This window comes from Enterobacter sp. HSTU-ASh6 (assembly GCF_026319105.1).
Taxonomy (GTDB): domain Bacteria; phylum Pseudomonadota; class Gammaproteobacteria; order Enterobacterales; family Enterobacteriaceae; genus Enterobacter; species Enterobacter sichuanensis.
Genome location: NZ_WSPD01000015.1, coordinates 77,673 through 95,278, shown reverse-complemented (window position 1 = coordinate 95,278; position 17,606 = coordinate 77,673). Strand labels below are relative to the sequence as shown.

Genomic DNA, 17,606 nt, shown 5'->3' with positions numbered 1-17,606 from the left:
TGCGATTATAACGGGTCTACTTTCAGGCAGGAAACCGCATGTCGGAAACTGCCTTCCAGAACCGGTCGCGTTTTGGCGCATTCCGGCCCGGCCATTGGGCACCGCGTACGGAACACGCAGCCCGACGGCGGGTTGATCGGTGAAGGTAATTCCCCTTCCAGAAGCTGAATCGTTTTATTCTTTTCCAGATCGGGATCGGGGATCGGCACTGCCGACATCAGCGCTTTGGTGTAGGGGTGCAGCGGATTATGGTACACCTCATCGTAGGTGCCCAGCTCCACGGCATGACCCAGGTACATCACCAGCACGCGGTCAGAGATGTGTTTCACCACGGCCAGGTCGTGCGCAATGAAGATCAGCGACAGCCCCATCTCCCGTTGCAGCTTCTGCAGGAGGTTCACTACCTGCGCCTGAATGGACACGTCCAGCGCGGAAACCGGCTCATCGCAGATGATCAGTTTCGGCTCGAGGATCAGCGCACGCGCAATACCAATACGCTGGCACTGGCCGCCGGAGAACTCGTGCGGATAACGGTTGATGAGGTTGGGTAACAGCCCCACCTTCATCATCATCGCTTTAACACGATCGCGGACTTCCTGGCGCGGCATCTTCGGGTGATAGGTGCGCAGTGGCTCGGCAATGATTTCACCGATGGTCATACGCGGGTTTAATGACGCCAGCGGATCCTGGAAAATCATCTGGATATCGCTGCGCACGTCGCGCCACTCGTCGGGTTTCATGCCCAGCAGATCTTTGCCCAGCCACGCCACTTTACCGCCGGTCGCTTTCACCAGACCGATAATGGCACGCGCGAAGGTCGATTTGCCGCAGCCAGACTCGCCCACCACGCCCAGGGTTTCCCCTTCATACAGACGAAGCGTAACACCGTCCACCGCTTTCAGGGTCTTAGGCGGCTGCCAGAACCACTGTTTGCCATCTTTGATGTCGAAATGCACTTTAAGATCGGCGATTTCGAGCAGCACGTTGCGTTTTTCATCTAATGCGTTCATACCAGCTCCTCCTGCGGCTTAAAGCAGGCGCGCAGACGGCCTGGTGCAAACTCTTCCAGCGGCGGCGCGCTGTTGCAGATCTCCATCGCGTGCGGACAACGCGGCTGGAACGGACAGCCTTTCGGCAGACGCAGCAGGTTCGGCGGGTTGCCCGGAATGGTCAGCAGGGATTCCCCTTCCGCATCGAGGCGCGGAACCGCATTCAACAGGCCAATCGAGTACGGATGCGCGGGGTGATAGAAGACATCGCGCGCTTTACCATATTCCATGGTACGACCGGCATACATCACCAGCACCTTGTCACAGATGCCCGCCACTACCCCCAGATCGTGGGTGATCATGATAATCGCCGTGTTGAACTCACGCTTCAGCTCGTTTAACAGGGTCATGATTTGCGCCTGTACGGTCACGTCCAGCGCAGTGGTTGGTTCATCAGCAATCAGCAGTTTTGGCCGACACAGCAGCGCCATCGCAATCATCACACGCTGGCGCATACCGCCAGAGAACTCATGCGGGAACATGCGCATACGCTTACGCGCTTCCGGCATTTTTACCGCATCGAGCATTTTAACGGACTCTTCAAAGGCTTCGGCTTTGCTCAGGCCTTTGTGCAGCATCAGCACTTCCATCAGCTGCTCACCCACGCGCATGTACGGGTTAAGCGAGGTCATCGGATCCTGGAAAATCATCGAAATCTGCTCGGCACGCAGCTTGTTCAGCTCATGCTCTGGCAGGTTGAGGATCTCACGGCCGTTGAACCTGGCGGAACCGCCAATCACCCCGTTAGCCGCCAGTAGTCCCATCAGCGCGAAGGCCGTTTGCGATTTCCCGGAGCCCGATTCGCCCACGATGCCCAGCGTTTCACCGGCACGCAGGTTGAAGTTGAGATCGTTTACGGCGGTCACATCCCCGTCCGGCGTCTTAAAGGTGACGCGGAGATCTTTTACATCCAGCAGAAGGTCGCTGCGCTGTTGCGCCTGTGGCGCTGTTGCCGTTTCAATTATTGTCATCACGGCGCTCCTTAACGGTCTTTCGGGTCGAGGGCATCACGCAGGCCATCGCCGATAAAGTTAAAACAAAACAGGGTAACGACCAGGAAGCCAGCCGGATACAACAGCAGCCACGGTGAAACTTCCATTGAGTTTGCCCCGTCACTCAGCAGCGCACCCCAGCTGCTCAGCGGCTCTTGCGTACCCAGACCGAGGAAGCTCAGGAAGGATTCAAACAGGATCATGCTTGGCACCAGCAGTGAGGCATAGACCACCACCACACCCAGCACGTTAGGAACGATATGGCGAACCACGATATTTCCGGTCGATACGCCACCCACCTGCGCGGCTTCGATAAACTCTTTGCGTTTAAGGCTCAGCGTCTGGCCGCGAACAATTCGCGCCATATCCAGCCATGACACCATCCCGATGGCCACGAAGATCAACAGGATATTCTGGCCGAAGAAGGTCACCAGCAGGATCACGAAGAACATAAACGGGAAGGAGTTCAGAATTTCCAGCAGACGCATCATTACTGAGTCCACTTTGCCGCCAAGGTAGCCGGAAAGTGAGCCGTAGAGCGTCCCCACGATCACCGCCACCAGCGCCGCCGCGATACCCACCATCAGCGAGATACGGCCACCGATGGCGACGCGTACCAGCAGGTCACGACCGGAAGAGTCCGTGCCAAAATAGTGGCCAGATTCCATATCCGGCGCGCTGGACATCATTCCCCAGTCGGTGTCGAAATAGGTAAATTGCGACAGCATCGGCGCCAGGGTCACAAACAGGGCGATGATCACCAGAACAATCAAGCTGGCAACCGCAGCACGGTTGTGCATAAAACGACGGCGCGCATCCTGCCAGAGGCTACGACCTTCTACTTCCAGTTTTTCACTGAAGTTTTCCAGCGCCTCGCTGTTTTTCTTACTCAACATCATGGCGTGCTCCAGTGTTAGTAACGGATTTTCGGATCGATGACGGCGTACAGCACATCGACGATAGCGTTAAAGAGGATGGTCAGCGCACCGACGAGAATAGTCAGGCTCAGCACCAGCGAGTAGTCGCGGTTGAGCGCGCCGTTAACGAACAGCTGGCCAATCCCCGGCAGACCGTAGATCGTTTCGATAACCATTGAACCGGTGATGATCCCGACAAAAGCCGGTCCCATGTAGGAGAGCACTGGCAACAGCGCCGGTTTAAGCGCGTGGCGGAAAATAATCCGGCGCATCGGCAGCCCTTTAGCGCGCGCGGTGCGAATGAAGTTTGAGTGCAGCACTTCGATCATCGAACCACGGGTGATACGCGCGATGCTGGCGATATACGCCAGAGATAAGGCCACCATTGGCAAAATCATGAACTTTAATGCCCCGCCGTTCCAGCCGCCGCCCGGCAGCCACTTCAGCGTGATGGCAAATATCATCACCAGTAATGGCGCTACAACGAAGCTGGGTATTACTACCCCGGTCATTGCCACCCCCATTACGGCATAATCCCATTTGGTATTTTGTCTGAGCGCGGCGATAACGCCGGCAGTGACCCCGAAAACGATAGCCAGAATAAATGCGGCCGCACCCAGCTTAGCTGAAACCGGGAAGCTGGACGCCACCAGGTCGTTAACGGAATAGTCTTTATATTTAAATGACGGTCCAAAATCACCGTGAGCCAGCTGCTTCAGATAATTGAAGTACTGGGTGGAGATAGGATCGTTTAAGTGGTATTTCGCTTCGATATTCGCCATCACTTCTGGCGGCAGCGTACGTTCACCGGTAAAAGGACTGCCCGGCGCAAGACGCATCATGAAGAAGGAAATCGTGATGAGAATAAATAACGTTGGAATCGCTTCAAGACAGCGACGTAGGATAAATTTCAACATTGCCCGTACCTTCTGGCGTGTGCCTATATAATGTGACGTTGGTTAGACACCGTGGGGCGAGCAAGCTCGCCCCACTCATTGCCATTAATGCTTGATAATATACAAGTTTTTAACGTAGATATTATCCATCGGGTCTTTACCGGTGTAGCCACCTACCCACGGTTTCACCAGACGGGCGTTAACGTAGTAGTAAACCGGAACGATCGCGGAATCTTTATCCAGCTGCTGCTCAGCTTTAGAGTACAGTTCAGTACGTTGTGCTTCGTCAGTGGTTTTCAGCGTGTCGGCAATCAGCTTGTCAAACGCCGGGCTCTTATAGTGCGCGGTGTTGTTTGAGCTGTCGCTCAGCATGGTGTTCAGGAAAGAGGTCGGCTCGTTATAGTCCGCACACCAGCCTGCACGCGCCACATCAAAGGTGCCCTGATGACGGCTGTCGAGGAAGGTTTTCCACTCCTGGTTCTCCAGCTTCACGTTTGCGCCCAGATTCTTTTTCCAGATCGAGGCGACAGCGATAGCCAGTTTTTTGTGCAGATCGGAGGTGTTGTACAGCAGGCTGAAGGTCAGCGGTTTGTCCGCGGTGTAGCCTGCTTCGGCCAGCAGTTTCTTCGCTTCCGCGTTACGCTGTTCCTGCGTCTGTTTGAACCAGTCTGGCTCGGTCAGTTTTGCGCCATCGGTGTATGGCGGGGTGTAGCTGTATGCTGGCAGATCGCCCTGGTTTTTCACTTTATTCACGATGATGTCGCGATCCAGTGCCAGCTTCAGCGCAGTACGGACACGTACGTCGGTGAACGGTGCTTTCTGGTTGTTGATCTCATAGTAATAGGTGCACAGGTAGGGATCGACGTGAACTTCTTTCGGGATCTCTTTTTTCAGTTTCTGGAACAGTTCAATCGGCATGTTGTTATAGGTCATGTCGATTTCGCCGCTGCGGTAGCGGTTTACGTCAGTCACTTCAGAAGAGATTGGCAGGTAGGTGACCTGGTTAATCACGGTTTTGGCGTTGTCCCAGTACTGCGGGTTACGCTCCAGGACCATACGTTCGTTGACCACCCAGTCTTTCAGTTTATACGCACCGTTGGTCACGATATTGGCAGGCTGGGTCCATTTTTCACCAAATTTTTCCACAGCGGATTTTGGTACCGGGGAGACGGACGGGTGAACCAGCAGCTTATAGAAGTACGGAACAGGTTCGCTCAACGTCACTTCAAAAGTATTGGCATCAATCGCTTTTACGCCCAGATCGGTTACCGGTTTTTTGCCCGCGATGATGTCATCAATATTGGCGATGTGGCCATATTGCAGGTAGCTCGCATACGGAGAGGCGGTCGTTGGATTCGCCAGACGCTGCCAGCTATAAACGAAATCTTCCGCCGTTACCGGCGTACCGTCAGACCATTTCGCATCTTTACGCAGATGGAAGGTCCAGACTTTGAAATCTTTGTTTTCCCATTTTTCTGCCACGCCCGGAGCCGGGTGGCCGTCTACGTCGGTGACCAGCAGACCTTCGAACAGATCGCGGTTAACGTTAGACTCAGGAACACCTTCAATTTTGTGCGGGTCAAGAGACTGAACTTCCGCACCGTTGTTACGCACCAGCGTCTGCTTCTCAGCCAGTTGAACACCTGCAGGAACGTCCGCAGCCATTGCAGCGTTGCCCGCGATTAGCGCAGTTAAAATCCCCGCCGCTACCAGATTTTTTTTTGTGATGATGGACATTGTGTTGGTACTCCACTCATTATAATTACTGGCCTTCGCCAGCTGTGTAATCCCCTGTTGGGGCCTGTACAGCGCAGGAGTTTTTTTTGCTGCTGTCAGGTTCTTCTTTTACTGCTTGCTATCACCGACTTTTTTTATTACTGACCGCTCGTATGGCCGTCTTGCGTCGATTCTTCACAGGCCTCCCCTGTTTGAGACCCGTGCTGGATATCTGAGAAGAGAACAATATGAAAATAATTCTCATCTGGTTGTTTTATGCTGCAAAATATTAGGCCGGAAAGTATCAAATGGTGTAAACGCGCGCCAATACATTTTGCAAATTTGTTAAGCAATTCTCTTTTACGGTGAACACCGTATCTTTGTGGGCAGCCCTGCCAGACATTGAATACCCTTAAAAACATCAGATATTCAATGTGATAGAGAAAATTTTCTCTGCGAGCGCGTCGTTGCGCTCTCAACGAGTGGTTTTGTACAAAAATTTAACAACTGGTTATTATTTAGCACATTCCTCTAAGGGAATGTTGAAATTACTAATATCATTTCGGTTATCTCTCAGCAAGCCCCAGAGTATCATGTGAGTAAAATAACAGAGCGATCGCAGGTTTTCTGCACAGAGGAAGTCAGGCGGGTTTAATAACTTATTGAAATACAAGAAGTGAACATTATTAGTAGAATTTATTATGACATGTGAGCATTTCAACTTTAGTTATATGATTTGCTGATAATCACGTAAAAAAACGGAGCCGTCGCCCCGTTCTTTCATCCGAAATATTAGTTTAACAGGCCGGGGAAAATGCTTTTAATCCCCGTAACGATGAATTCAATGCCTAACGCCATCAACAACAGGCCCATGATACGGGTAATGACGTTGATGCCCGTCTGCCCCAGCAGGCGCACCAGCCAGGGGGCCATGCGGAATACTCCCCAGCAGCAGAGCGCGAAAATGGCAATGGCGACAGAAAAGCCAATCAGGTGCATCAGGCTATGGTAACGCGTGCCCCAGACAATGGTTGAACTGATGGCACCAGGCCCGGCCATCAGCGGTAATGCCAGCGGTACCACGCCAATGCTTTCTCTGATGGCGGTTTCCGACTTCTCCTGTTTGTTCTGTTTATCCTCACCCAGTTTTCCGCTGATCATAGACATGGCGATGGTCACCACCAGGATCCCACCCGCAATGCGGAAAGAATCAATCGAAATCCCGAACAACTGAAGAATCGCGTCCCCGAGAAAAAGGGAGGTCAGCAATATGATCGCCACTGACAGGTTAGCGGTCAGGTTGGTTTTATTCCTGGCCGCCGCCGTCTGGTAACTCGTCATACTAATGAAGACAGGAATGATCCCCACCGGGTTGACCAGGGCAAACAAACCAATAAAAAATTTAAAATACGTTGGAAAATCAAAGAGCGTTTGGATCACGTTTTGCTCCGCTTATACAGATGCCCGGGACTGACAGGTTGTCATGAGAAATCGCGCTGAAGATACCTTTTTTATCAGCATACTTCACTTGAAATCTGTACCAAAACGTTATCATTTCAGGATGTTAAACATTTGTATAATCAATGATAGCGCTGCTTCCAATACTTACGTAATTATTTAACACTGGAAAAATCTCAACAAAATAACCCTGCTGAAAGGTATCAGCTTGGGGGAAAATTGACGCAGATCATGATTTCCGTACTCAGAAGTGAGTAATCTTGGTTACGCCCCCAGGGAGGTCACCTGCCAAAAAAGGATGATGCTAAGGTAAGGCTCTTTTAGTAAATTAGTGTGCTGGTGCAGAAAGTAACTCTTTGTTTTATTTTAAGTTACGCAAGTGGTTTCGGCTCTGTCTATACTGTGTGACGTATCGAGCGCTGGTTTACTAAAAGAGTTTAAACATTATCAGGAGAGCATTATGGCTGTTACTAATATCGCTGAACTGAACGCCCTCGTCGAGCGCGTTAAAAAAGCCCAGCGTGAATATGCCAATTTCACCCAAGAACAGGTTGATAAAATCTTCCGCGCGGCCGCACTGGCTGCTGCAGATGCTCGAATCCCTCTCGCTAAAATGGCCGTTGCCGAATCCGGCATGGGTATCGTTGAAGATAAAGTGATTAAAAACCACTTCGCTTCTGAGTATATCTACAACGCCTATAAAGATGAGAAAACCTGTGGCGTGCTGTCCGAAGACGACACCTTCGGTACTATCACTATCGCCGAACCTATCGGCATCATTTGCGGTATTGTTCCGACAACCAACCCAACCTCTACTGCCATCTTCAAATCGCTGATCAGCCTGAAGACCCGTAACGCAATCATCTTCTCTCCACACCCACGTGCGAAAGACGCGACCAACAAAGCTGCGGATATCGTTCTGCAGGCTGCTATCGCTGCGGGCGCACCAAAAGATCTGATTGGCTGGATCGACCAACCTTCTGTTGAGCTGTCCAACGCGCTGATGCATCACCCTGACATTAACCTGATCCTCGCGACCGGTGGTCCAGGCATGGTTAAAGCAGCATACAGCTCCGGTAAACCGGCTATCGGTGTGGGTGCGGGTAACACGCCTGTAGTCATCGACGAAACTGCTGATATCAAACGTGCTGTTGCGTCTGTACTGATGTCTAAAACCTTCGATAACGGCGTGATCTGCGCATCTGAACAGTCTGTGGTCGTTGTAGACTCCGTGTACGATGCCGTTCGCGAACGTTTCGCCAGCCACGGCGGCTACCTGCTGCAGGGTAAAGAGCTGAAAGCGGTTCAGGACATCATCCTGAAAAATGGCGCGCTGAACGCCGCTATCGTCGGTCAGCCAGCGTATAAAATCGCTGAACTGGCAGGCTTTACTGTGCCGGCAACCACCAAAATCCTGATCGGTGAAGTGAAAGTTGTCGACGAAAGCGAGCCGTTTGCACACGAAAAACTGTCTCCTACGCTTGCCATGTACCGTGCAAAAGATTTCGAAGACGCGGTAGAGAAAGCCGAGAAACTGGTTGCTATGGGCGGTATCGGTCATACCTCTTGCCTGTACACCGACCAGGATAACCAGCCAGAACGTGTGGCTCACTTCGGCCAGATGATGAAAACGGCGCGTATCCTGATCAACACCCCTGCTTCTCAGGGTGGTATCGGTGACCTTTACAACTTCAAACTCGCACCTTCCCTGACTCTGGGTTGTGGTTCCTGGGGTGGTAACTCCATCTCTGAAAACGTTGGTCCAAAACACCTGATCAACAAGAAAACCGTTGCTAAGCGAGCTGAAAACATGTTGTGGCACAAACTTCCGAAATCTATCTACTTCCGCCGTGGCTCTCTGCCAATCGCGCTGGATGAAGTGATTACTGATGGCCACAAACGTGCGCTCATCGTGACTGACCGTTTCCTGTTCAACAACGGCTATGCTGACCAGATCACCTCTGTGCTGAAAGCAGCTGGCGTTGAAACTGAAGTGTTCTTTGAAGTTGAAGCTGACCCAACCCTGAGCGTAGTACGTAAAGGTGCTGAACTGGCTAACTCCTTCAAGCCTGATGTGATTATCGCACTGGGTGGTGGTTCCCCAATGGACGCCGCGAAAATCATGTGGGTGATGTACGAGCATCCAGAAACCCACTTCGAAGAACTGGCGCTGCGCTTTATGGACATCCGTAAACGTATCTACAAATTCCCGAAAATGGGCGTGAAAGCCAAGATGATCGCGGTAACGACCACTTCCGGTACCGGTTCAGAAGTCACTCCATTTGCGGTTGTAACCGACGATGCAACAGGCCAGAAATACCCACTGGCTGACTACGCGCTGACGCCAGATATGGCTATCGTCGATGCGAACCTGGTCATGGATATGCCGAAGTCACTGTGTGCGTTCGGTGGTCTGGATGCCGTGACTCACGCCCTGGAAGCTTATGTTTCAGTGCTGGCATCTGAGTTCTCTGACGGTCAGGCTCTGCAGGCACTTAAACTGCTGAAAGAAAACCTGCCAGCGTCTTACAACGAAGGCTCTAAAAACCCGGTTGCTCGTGAACGTGTCCACAGTGCCGCAACCATCGCCGGTATCGCGTTTGCTAACGCCTTCCTGGGTGTTTGTCACTCAATGGCGCACAAATTGGGCTCACAGTTCCATATTCCTCACGGTCTGGCGAACGCCCTGTTGATCAGCAACGTTATTCGTTATAACGCGAACGACAACCCAACCAAGCAGACTGCTTTCAGCCAGTACGACCGTCCGCAAGCTCGTCGTCGTTATGCTGAAATCGCTGACCACCTGGGTCTGAGCGCACCGGGCGACCGTACTGCTGCTAAGATCGAGAAACTGCTGGCATGGCTGGAAAGCCTGAAAGCTGAACTGGGTATTCCTAAATCAATCCGTGAAGCGGGCGTGCAGGAAGCTGACTTCCTCGCTCACGTAGATAAGCTGTCTGAAGATGCATTCGATGACCAGTGTACCGGTGCTAACCCACGCTACCCACTGATCTCCGAGCTGAAACAGATCCTGCTGGATACCTACTACGGTCGTGAGTTCAAAGAAGGTGACGTTGCCACTGTGAAAACAGAAGCGCCTGTCATTAAAGCTGACAAGAAAGCGAAGAAAAGCGCTTAATTGACTGCTGATGAAAAACCCGCCTTTATGGCGGGTTTTTTTATGTCTGAATGATAAGGCCGACGTTACTTTCTGTTGTCGTGCTGAATCGCCGTCAGCGAGCCTACGGCCAGCGCTTCCTTATAGTGCTTACGGCAGACCGATACATAACGTTCATTCCCGCCTATCACCACCTGCTCACCATCTGCATAAGGTTTCCCGGCCTGGTCGAGACGAAGCACCATGCTGGCTTTACGACCGCAAAAACAGATAGTCTTCAGTTCAACGAGTTTATCCGACCAGGCGAGCAAATACTGGCTCCCGGCAAAGAGTTCACCGCGGAAATCCGTACGCAGCCCGTAACAAAGCACGGGAATATCGAGTTCATCCACCACCTCTGAAAGCGCATGAACCTGTTCACGCGTCAGAAACTGGCTCTCATCCACCAGAACGCAGTGAATGGGCTGCGCGGCATGGGCTGTGCGAATGTCCTCATACAGGTCCGTCTTGGGATTAAACAGTCTCGCAGGCGACGAGAGTCCTATTCTGGAGCTTACCTTCCCTGCTCCAAAGCGGTCGTCAATTTCTGCCGTATAAACAACGGTACGCATTCCTCGTTCCTGGTAATTGTATGAGGATTGCAGCAATGCGGTGGATTTCCCGGCATTCATTGCCGAATAGTAGAAATAAAGTTGTGCCATTGGCCGTAAAACCCTAATCAATGTGTAATATTCCCAATGATTGATTGTACCATATTTTGTCTGGTCATCCGCGATGCGGCGCACAGCCCCTGCGGTCGAGGGCGGTTTTCAGGATCGACGGTTGACGAAAATAGTGCGTTAAAACAGGAGGTAAACCCATTCAGCACGGCTGATATGTTATAAGTTCAACCAAACATAACACTTCTTTTTATAGTGGAATCATCGTTCATTAAAATTCACTATTTATTAACTATTCCAGTCTTAGCATCCCTGACGGGAACTAATACGAAAGGCTGATATTTCTCCGCCGCAACTATAATTCCTGCGGTAAATGTCACAAAAAAACAGGCGAGCGGCCGGGTAAAGCTGGTTTGCGTGATAACAAGCGAGACTGTCGGGCGATGAAATTTAAGTTAGCGTAATTAATAATAGCGGCATTATTTAGTATTTTTTGAATTCCTTACATTCCTAGCTATTGCACATCTGAATTTATGGCTCTATTATTAGGTCAACAAACCACCCCCCATTATAAGTTTGAGATTACTACAATGAGCGAAGCACTTAAAATTCTGAACAACATCCGTACTCTTCGTGCGCAGGCAAGAGAATGCACCCTCGAAACGCTTGAAGAAATGCTGGAAAAATTAGAAGTTGTAGTTAATGAACGTCGTGAAGAAGAAAGCGCTGCTGCTGCTGAAATCGAAGAACGTACTCGTAAACTGCAGCAATATCGTGAAATGCTGATTGCTGATGGTATCGATCCAAATGAATTGCTGAACAGCATGGCTGCAGCTAAAACCGGTACTAAAGCTAAGCGTGCTGCTCGTCCTGCTAAATATAGCTATGTTGACGAGAACGGCGAAACTAAAACCTGGACTGGCCAGGGTCGTACTCCTGCTGTTATCAAGAAAGCCATGGATGAGCAAGGTAAACAGCTGGATGACTTCCTGATCAAGGATTAATCAAGCCGCATTCAGAAAAATCCCGCATAATGCGGGATTTTTTTTAACCAAAATTTGTCGCAAACATCCCCTTACACTCTGTCATAAAGCGTTATTCACCTGTTTCGCCGCAGTTACTCCCGGCTGGTCTCTGGATGTTATGGGCATAAAAAAACCGGTGGGCCAGGCCTCACCGGTTTTGAACATTTACCACTATGGCTTATTTCTTAATACCTACGCTCTCTTTGAGCCAGGTTTTAAATTCTTCACCCAGGGTATTGTGGCGAATGCCATATTCTACGAATGCCTGCATATAACCGAGCTTATTACCGCAGTCATGGCTCTTACCTTTCATATGGTAAGCCTCAACGGTCTCTTTCTCGATCAGCATATCAATGGCATCGGTCAGCTGGATCTCATCACCCGCGCCTGGAGGCGTTTTTGCCAGCAGAGGCCAGATTTCGGCGCTCAGGACATAGCGACCCACTACAGCCAGGTTTGAAGGCGCTACGTCGGCTTTAGGCTTCTCTACGACGCCAACCATTGGCACACTTTCACCCGGCTCAAGGTTAACGCCTTTGCAGTCAACCACACCGTAAGCCGTCACGTCTTCCACCGGCTCAACCATGATCTGGCTGCTGCCTGTTTCGTCGAAACGTTTGATCATCTCAGCAAGGTTATCCTGAGAGAGATCGGATTCGTATTCATCCAGAATTACGTCTGGCAGAATCACCGCCACAGGCTCGTCACCCACAACAGGGTGTGCACACATGACGGCGTGGCCCAGACCTTTCGCCAGCCCCTGACGAACCTGCATAATAGTAACATGCGGAGGACAAATAGACTGAACTTCCTCTAACAGCTGACGCTTAACACGTTTTTCCAGCATGGCTTCAAGTTCAAAGCTTGTATCGAAATGGTTTTCGATAGAGTTTTTTGATGAATGTGTAACCAGCACAATTTCCGTAATGCCGGCTGCGATACATTCGTTGACGACATACTGGATTAATGGCTTATCAACCAGAGGCAGCATCTCTTTAGGAATCGCCTTAGTTGCTGGTAACATCCTGGTCCCCAATCCCGCTACCGGGATGACGGCCTTTCTGACTTTCGAATTTAGGGCAGCCATTCAAATTCTCCTGAGCTGTTCAAGTTTTGAACTTTTATGCAATAAATAACGCGTTGAGTATATCAGTCTCGCCCCGCAGTTCGGGTCTGAAAAGAACGCGTTGCCGATCAATTAGGATAAATACGCATGAATCTGGGCAGCGATAGTAGCACTCCCCGTAAAACACAGGTAAAGCAATCTTAAAATTAAGATCCAATTGCTTATTCCGTGGACAACATTAAGCGTAGCCGTCCCCCGGCGCCCCAAATTTGGCACTGCCAGGAGGAACAGCGGTGGCTTATTTGATTAAGATACGCCGTTCCCAATGTCCCAAGCGGCACACCGTTACTCACCTGAATATGGTGCTCACCGGTATTCAGTGAAGCGTTGAGGCCGGCTGAAACGAGGATAAGATTTTTTAAACCGCTGTGGTAATAACCGACCAGCAGCGGAAACTGTCCGGGTAAATTCGCCTGACGAAAAAGCTGGTTGACTTGTTTGAGTAAACTGCCTAACTCCGGCAACCGTTGCCCCTGATGCGATAACTGTTCCTGCAGCAAACCGTTAAATAACGCACGAAGGAGTAACGCCGCTAATACGCCGTTATCCCCCGCCCGGGTGACATCCAGGGAATAAAACGCAAGATCGACATCCGACAATGGCGCAATATCCAGCACCAGCCCAGGCTGGTCTGCCGCCACCAGCTGACGATAATTGATACGGCAATGCGAAATGGTTTGCTGAACGGGCGGCTGGAGTTCTTGTAAAAGCTTCGCCGCAGCGGGCGGATCGCTGACCAGGGCATCCCAGTCCTGGAAAAGGCGCTCCTCTTCTTCTACCCGGGAATTAAACATATTCGGATAAAGACAGGCTAATACCGTTTCCCGTAACCGGTTCAGATCCTTGACCGGCTTAAGCAGAATATCCTGCACCCCAAGACGCAACGCTTTCGCGATATCCGCCATATTCTCAGTGGCGGATATCACCAGAATCGGCGTCTGGTTGCCTTCGTTACGCAGATGTTCAACCAGCTTCAGCCCATTCATCCGCGGCATCGCAATGTCGCAAATCATCAAATCGGGCGTGATGCTGTTCATTTTCTCCAGGGCGTCGATGCCATCTTCAGCCAGTGACGTGTTTGCGCCCAGTGAGGATAACCACGAATCCAGTAGCGATCGGAAAACGGGCTCGTCTTCTACAATCAAAATATGTTTTCCGGCCAATGGCTGCGTCATGGTTCCTCCCCTGGCTGACAGTAACTAAATAGTGGCATGCGATCGGCACTATCGCCTGTCAGATTTTGCTGAAGTAGTCAAAAAAAGGTGCTTAACGTGCTGTTCGCACAAAAGGCAACAGTTCGTTCATTTTCTTTTCGACGGCTAACGAGCCCGCTGCGATGGCGGCCTCAGCCCGATGGAAATCGAGGGTAGAGATTTGTGGACAGTACGGTTGAATAAGAATGTCTGGCGGGTCGCCGGCCATACGATTTCGCTTGAGGCGGTTCTCAAGTACCTGGATTGAGGTAGTCATGATTTCGATGGCTGTCGGGGCCGCCACTGCGCGTCGTGCAGTCATACGCCCGATTCGACCACGCAGACGCTCATGCCAGGCCAGTTTTTCGCCCTCAGGTTCGTCGCTCTGCAGATTGACCGGCATAAGATCCTGTTGCATCAGGTGGGCATCATGCTGCAGGTCCACGGCAATCACGATGTCTGCCCCCATGGCACGCGTCAGAGAGATGGGGACCGGATTAACGACGCCACCGTCGACAAGCCAGTAGCCGTTATGCGGCACGGGCGCCATTAAGCCCGGTATACTGCAGGAGGCGCGAACGGCAAGATGGATATCCCCTTCAGTCAGCCAAAGCTCGCGACCGGTGCTAAGGTTCGTCGCGACGGCGCCGAACGGCATCTGGCAATCCGTGAAGTCTTCGAGAGGCATAACCTGGCGGAACTGGTTAAAGACGCGTTCGCCGCGTAAGAGTCCGCCACGCTGCCATGAGAGATCCATCAGACGAAGCACGTCCCAGTAACTGAAGGAACGCACCCAGGTCTCGAGCTCCGGCAGCTTCCCGCACGCGTAAGCGGAGCCGACAAGCGAGCCGATTGAACACCCTGCAACAATATCGACGTCAACACCCATCTGTTTTAACGCGTTAATCACGCCGATGTGTGACCATCCGCGGGCTGCACCTGAGCCCAGCGCCAGTCCTATTTTAACCTTTCTCATTAGCCCTGTTTTACGTCCCCTGGATTCCTGACATAGCATCAACGCAACAGCTCAGTTAACATAGTGCTACCCGAAGCGTTTAACGCCTTTATTTATTGTTCCAGGAAGAGAATCGTGTCTCAACTCTGCCCTTGTGGTAGCGCTCTGGAGTATAGCCTATGTTGCCAGCGATATCTTTCTGGCGATCAGGTTGCACCAGACCCGTCACACCTCATGCGTTCACGGTACACTGCTTTTGTGATCAAAGACGCAGACTACCTGATTAAAACCTGGCACCCGTCCTGCCACGCGGCGGAATTCAGACAGGAGATCGAAGCCGGGTTCGCCAGTACGCAATGGCTTGGCCTTACCGTCTATGAATCCTCAACCGGGAGTCATGCTGATGAGGGTTATGTCAGCTTTGTGGCCCGCTTTACCGAGAATAATAAGCCTGGCGCCATTATCGAACGTTCCCGGTTCTTAAAGGAAAGCGGGCAATGGTATTATATTGACGGAACGCGCCCACAGTTTGGTCGTAACGATCCCTGCCCGTGTGGTTCAGGTAAAAAATTTAAAAAGTGTTGCGGGCAGTAACGCCTGACAACCCAGACTTCGCAAATACAAACAGGATTTCCCGGCGATGCAATCACTACAACGTAAAGTTCTGCGCACCATCTGTCCCGATCAAAAAGGACTGATCGCACGAATTACCAACATTTGTTACAAGCATGAACTGAATATCGTGCAGAACAACGAGTTCGTTGACCACCGTACCGGACGTTTCTTCATGCGTACCGAACTGGAAGGTATTTTCAACGACACCACCCTGCTTGCCGATCTGGACAGCGCGCTGCCGGAAGGCTCCGTGCGTGAACTGACCCCCGCAGGCCGACGCCGCATCGTGATTCTGGTGACCAAAGAGGCACATTGCCTGGGCGATCTGCTGATGAAAGCCAACTACGGCGGTCTGGACGTCGAAATTGCCGCCGTTATCGGCAACCACGAGACGCTGCGCACGCTGGTAGAGCGTTTTGATATTCCGTTCGAGCTGGTCAGCCATGAAGGCCACACCCGTGAAGAACATGACAACCTGATGGCGCAGGCCATTGAAGCGCACAACCCGGACTACGTGGTGCTGGCGAAATATATGCGCGTGCTGACGCCATCCTTCGTGGCGCGCTTCCCGAATAAGATTATCAACATTCACCACTCGTTCCTGCCGGCCTTTATCGGTGCGCGTCCTTACCATCAGGCCTATGAGCGTGGCGTGAAGATCATCGGAGCCACGGCGCACTACGTGAATGACAACCTGGATGAAGGTCCTATCATCATGCAGGACGTGATTCATGTGGATCACACCTACACGGCTGAGGACATGATGCGCGCCGGGCGCGACGTTGAGAAGAATGTGCTCAGCCGTGCGCTGTATCAGGTGCTGGCGCAGCGGGTCTTCGTTTACGGTAACAGAACCATTATTCTTTAATCCCAGGGAAATGAATTGATTAGCTTTGCACCTTTACGGATAAAAAGCAGGCAAACGACGTCATTTCACTAAAGGAATGCTTTACAGGGGCGCCTCATTTGATATGATGCGCCCCGCTTCCAGCAGGAAGCAGGCCAGTTAATAGCATTACCCCGTGGTGGGGTTCCCGAGCGGCCAAAGGGAGCAGACTGTAAATCTGCCGTCATCGACTTCGAAGGTTCGAATCCTTCCCCCACCACCATCAATTCCCATACGACTCTAAACTCTCTGTTCGCACCGGGCATCATGAATTTCCGTAACGGGGAAGGATGAGAAGCTTCGACTAAGGTTCGATTCGAGCGTAGCGAGAAAGCGTTGCCGCAGGCAACGACCCGAAGGGCGAGGCGCAACGCGCCGAGTCATCCTTCCCCCACCACCATCAATTCCATGCGCTGTAAAATCTTTCTTACCTCAACGCTCCATAATTTTTCGATATGAATCCGTTGTAGGCCGGGTAAGGCGCAGCCGCCACCCGGCGACAGATGGCTACATCGGTGGCAAACGTCGCGTCACCGGCGTGCTTTTCACAATCGACGTATTGCACTGGGCATGCTCCGCCAGCCCGTCCAGCAGCGCATCAAGCTGTTCGATTGACCGCACCACCAGCCGGATAACAAAGCAGTCCTCCCCGGTCACTTTGTCGCTCTCAATACACTCCGGCATTGCCTGGATGTACTTATCCACTTTATGCAACAGCCCCGGCAGTGGCCGTACGCGCACCAGCGCCTGCAGCGTATACCCCAACGCCGCCAGGTTCACCCGCGCGCCATACCCCTGAATCACACCGCGCTCTTCCAGCCTTTTCAGGCGCTCTGCCGTGCTGGGTGACGTCAGCCCGATACGCCCGCTGAGCACCTTCAGGGACATACGCGCATCCTCAACCAGACAGGCTAAGATTTGTCGGTCGATATCATCAAGAAGGCATTCCATCGTTTTCACCTAATTTTAAAAAGTCATTCAGCTCTTCAACCTTATATCAC

General features: G+C 51.7%; 15 protein-coding genes, 1 tRNA gene and 1 other RNA gene. 6 read left to right on the top strand and 11 right to left on the bottom strand.

The window, feature by feature from the left end; translation table 11 throughout:
- Positions 1-5: 5 nt before the first annotated feature.
- The 6 genes from oppF to GM298_RS17625 form a co-directional block, all read right to left on the bottom strand.
- Positions 6-1,010: a murein tripeptide/oligopeptide ABC transporter ATP-binding protein OppF gene (gene oppF / locus GM298_RS17650; RefSeq protein ID WP_025756558.1), complete on the bottom strand. Its 1,005-nt coding sequence runs from the start codon at positions 1,008-1,010 to the stop codon at positions 6-8.
- Positions 1,007-2,020, bottom strand: a complete 1,014-nt coding sequence (locus tag GM298_RS17645; RefSeq protein WP_025756557.1) for an ABC transporter ATP-binding protein — start codon at positions 2,018-2,020, stop codon at positions 1,007-1,009. Before GM298_RS17645 ends, oppF begins: the two co-directional genes overlap by 4 nt.
- Positions 2,021-2,031: 11 nt before the next feature.
- Positions 2,032-2,940: an oligopeptide ABC transporter permease OppC gene (gene oppC, locus GM298_RS17640; RefSeq protein WP_025756556.1), complete on the bottom strand. Its 909-nt coding sequence runs from the start codon at positions 2,938-2,940 to the stop codon at positions 2,032-2,034.
- A gap of 14 nt (positions 2,941-2,954) precedes the next feature.
- A complete protein-coding gene (gene oppB, locus GM298_RS17635) occupies positions 2,955-3,875 on the bottom strand; it encodes an oligopeptide ABC transporter permease OppB (RefSeq protein ID WP_008502786.1) in 921 nt (306 codons plus the stop codon).
- Positions 3,876-3,959: 84 nt separating this feature from the next.
- The gene (gene oppA / locus GM298_RS17630) at positions 3,960-5,591 is read right to left on the bottom strand and encodes an oligopeptide ABC transporter substrate-binding protein OppA (protein WP_025756555.1); all 1,632 of its coding nucleotides are present in this window, start codon (positions 5,589-5,591) and stop codon (positions 3,960-3,962) included.
- A 771-nt stretch (positions 5,592-6,362) separates the two neighbouring features.
- The gene (locus tag GM298_RS17625) at positions 6,363-7,010 is read right to left on the bottom strand and encodes a YchE family NAAT transporter (RefSeq protein ID WP_025756554.1); all 648 of its coding nucleotides are present in this window, start codon (positions 7,008-7,010) and stop codon (positions 6,363-6,365) included.
- Between the two features lie 478 nt (positions 7,011-7,488).
- Between GM298_RS17625 and adhE the strand changes: the two genes are divergently transcribed.
- Positions 7,489-10,167, top strand: coding sequence for a bifunctional acetaldehyde-CoA/alcohol dehydrogenase (adhE, locus tag GM298_RS17620; protein ID WP_266154792.1), 2,679 nt, complete (start codon positions 7,489-7,491; stop codon positions 10,165-10,167).
- Between the two features lie 65 nt (positions 10,168-10,232).
- On the opposite strand, the gene tdk is transcribed toward adhE, so the two are convergent.
- Positions 10,233-10,847, bottom strand: coding sequence for a thymidine kinase (gene tdk, locus GM298_RS17615; protein ID WP_025756552.1), 615 nt, complete (start codon positions 10,845-10,847; stop codon positions 10,233-10,235).
- Between the two features lie 548 nt (positions 10,848-11,395).
- Here tdk and hns point away from each other — a divergent pair.
- The gene (gene hns, locus GM298_RS17610; RefSeq protein ID WP_008502781.1) at positions 11,396-11,809 is read left to right on the top strand and encodes a histone-like nucleoid-structuring protein H-NS; all 414 of its coding nucleotides are present in this window, start codon (positions 11,396-11,398) and stop codon (positions 11,807-11,809) included.
- Between the two features lie 199 nt (positions 11,810-12,008).
- Here hns and galU read toward each other — a convergent pair whose 3' ends face one another.
- The 3 genes from galU to rssA form a co-directional block, all read right to left on the bottom strand.
- The gene (galU, locus tag GM298_RS17605; RefSeq protein WP_008502780.1) at positions 12,009-12,917 is read right to left on the bottom strand and encodes a UTP--glucose-1-phosphate uridylyltransferase GalU; all 909 of its coding nucleotides are present in this window, start codon (positions 12,915-12,917) and stop codon (positions 12,009-12,011) included.
- Positions 12,918-13,117: 200 nt separating this feature from the next.
- A complete protein-coding gene (gene rssB, locus GM298_RS17600) occupies positions 13,118-14,131 on the bottom strand; it encodes a two-component system response regulator RssB (RefSeq protein WP_045286278.1) in 1,014 nt (337 codons plus the stop codon).
- A gap of 91 nt (positions 14,132-14,222) precedes the next feature.
- On the bottom strand, positions 14,223-15,125 hold the full coding sequence (gene rssA, locus GM298_RS17595; RefSeq protein WP_045286277.1) for a patatin-like phospholipase RssA: 903 nt from the start codon (positions 15,123-15,125) through the stop codon (positions 14,223-14,225).
- A 114-nt stretch (positions 15,126-15,239) separates the two neighbouring features.
- Between rssA and GM298_RS17590 the strand changes: the two genes are divergently transcribed.
- The 4 genes from GM298_RS17590 (at position 15,240) to GM298_RS17575 (ending at position 17,005) form a co-directional block, all read left to right on the top strand.
- Positions 15,240-15,698, top strand: a complete 459-nt coding sequence (locus tag GM298_RS17590; RefSeq protein ID WP_047958841.1) for a YchJ family protein — start codon at positions 15,240-15,242, stop codon at positions 15,696-15,698.
- Between the two features lie 46 nt (positions 15,699-15,744).
- Entirely contained in the window at positions 15,745-16,587 is an 843-nt protein-coding gene (gene purU, locus GM298_RS17585; protein ID WP_014832256.1) for a formyltetrahydrofolate deformylase, read from the top strand.
- 156 nt (positions 16,588-16,743) lie between these two features.
- Positions 16,744-16,828: transfer RNA gene (locus GM298_RS17580), tRNA-Tyr, on the top strand.
- Between the two features lie 46 nt (positions 16,829-16,874).
- A non-coding RNA gene (locus GM298_RS17575) (RtT sRNA) lies at positions 16,875-17,005 on the top strand.
- Positions 17,006-17,112: 107 nt separating this feature from the next.
- On the opposite strand, the gene GM298_RS17570 is transcribed toward GM298_RS17575, so the two are convergent.
- Entirely contained in the window at positions 17,113-17,556 is a 444-nt protein-coding gene (locus GM298_RS17570; protein ID WP_025756547.1) for an Lrp/AsnC family transcriptional regulator, read from the bottom strand.
- Positions 17,557-17,606: the final 50 nt, after the last annotated feature.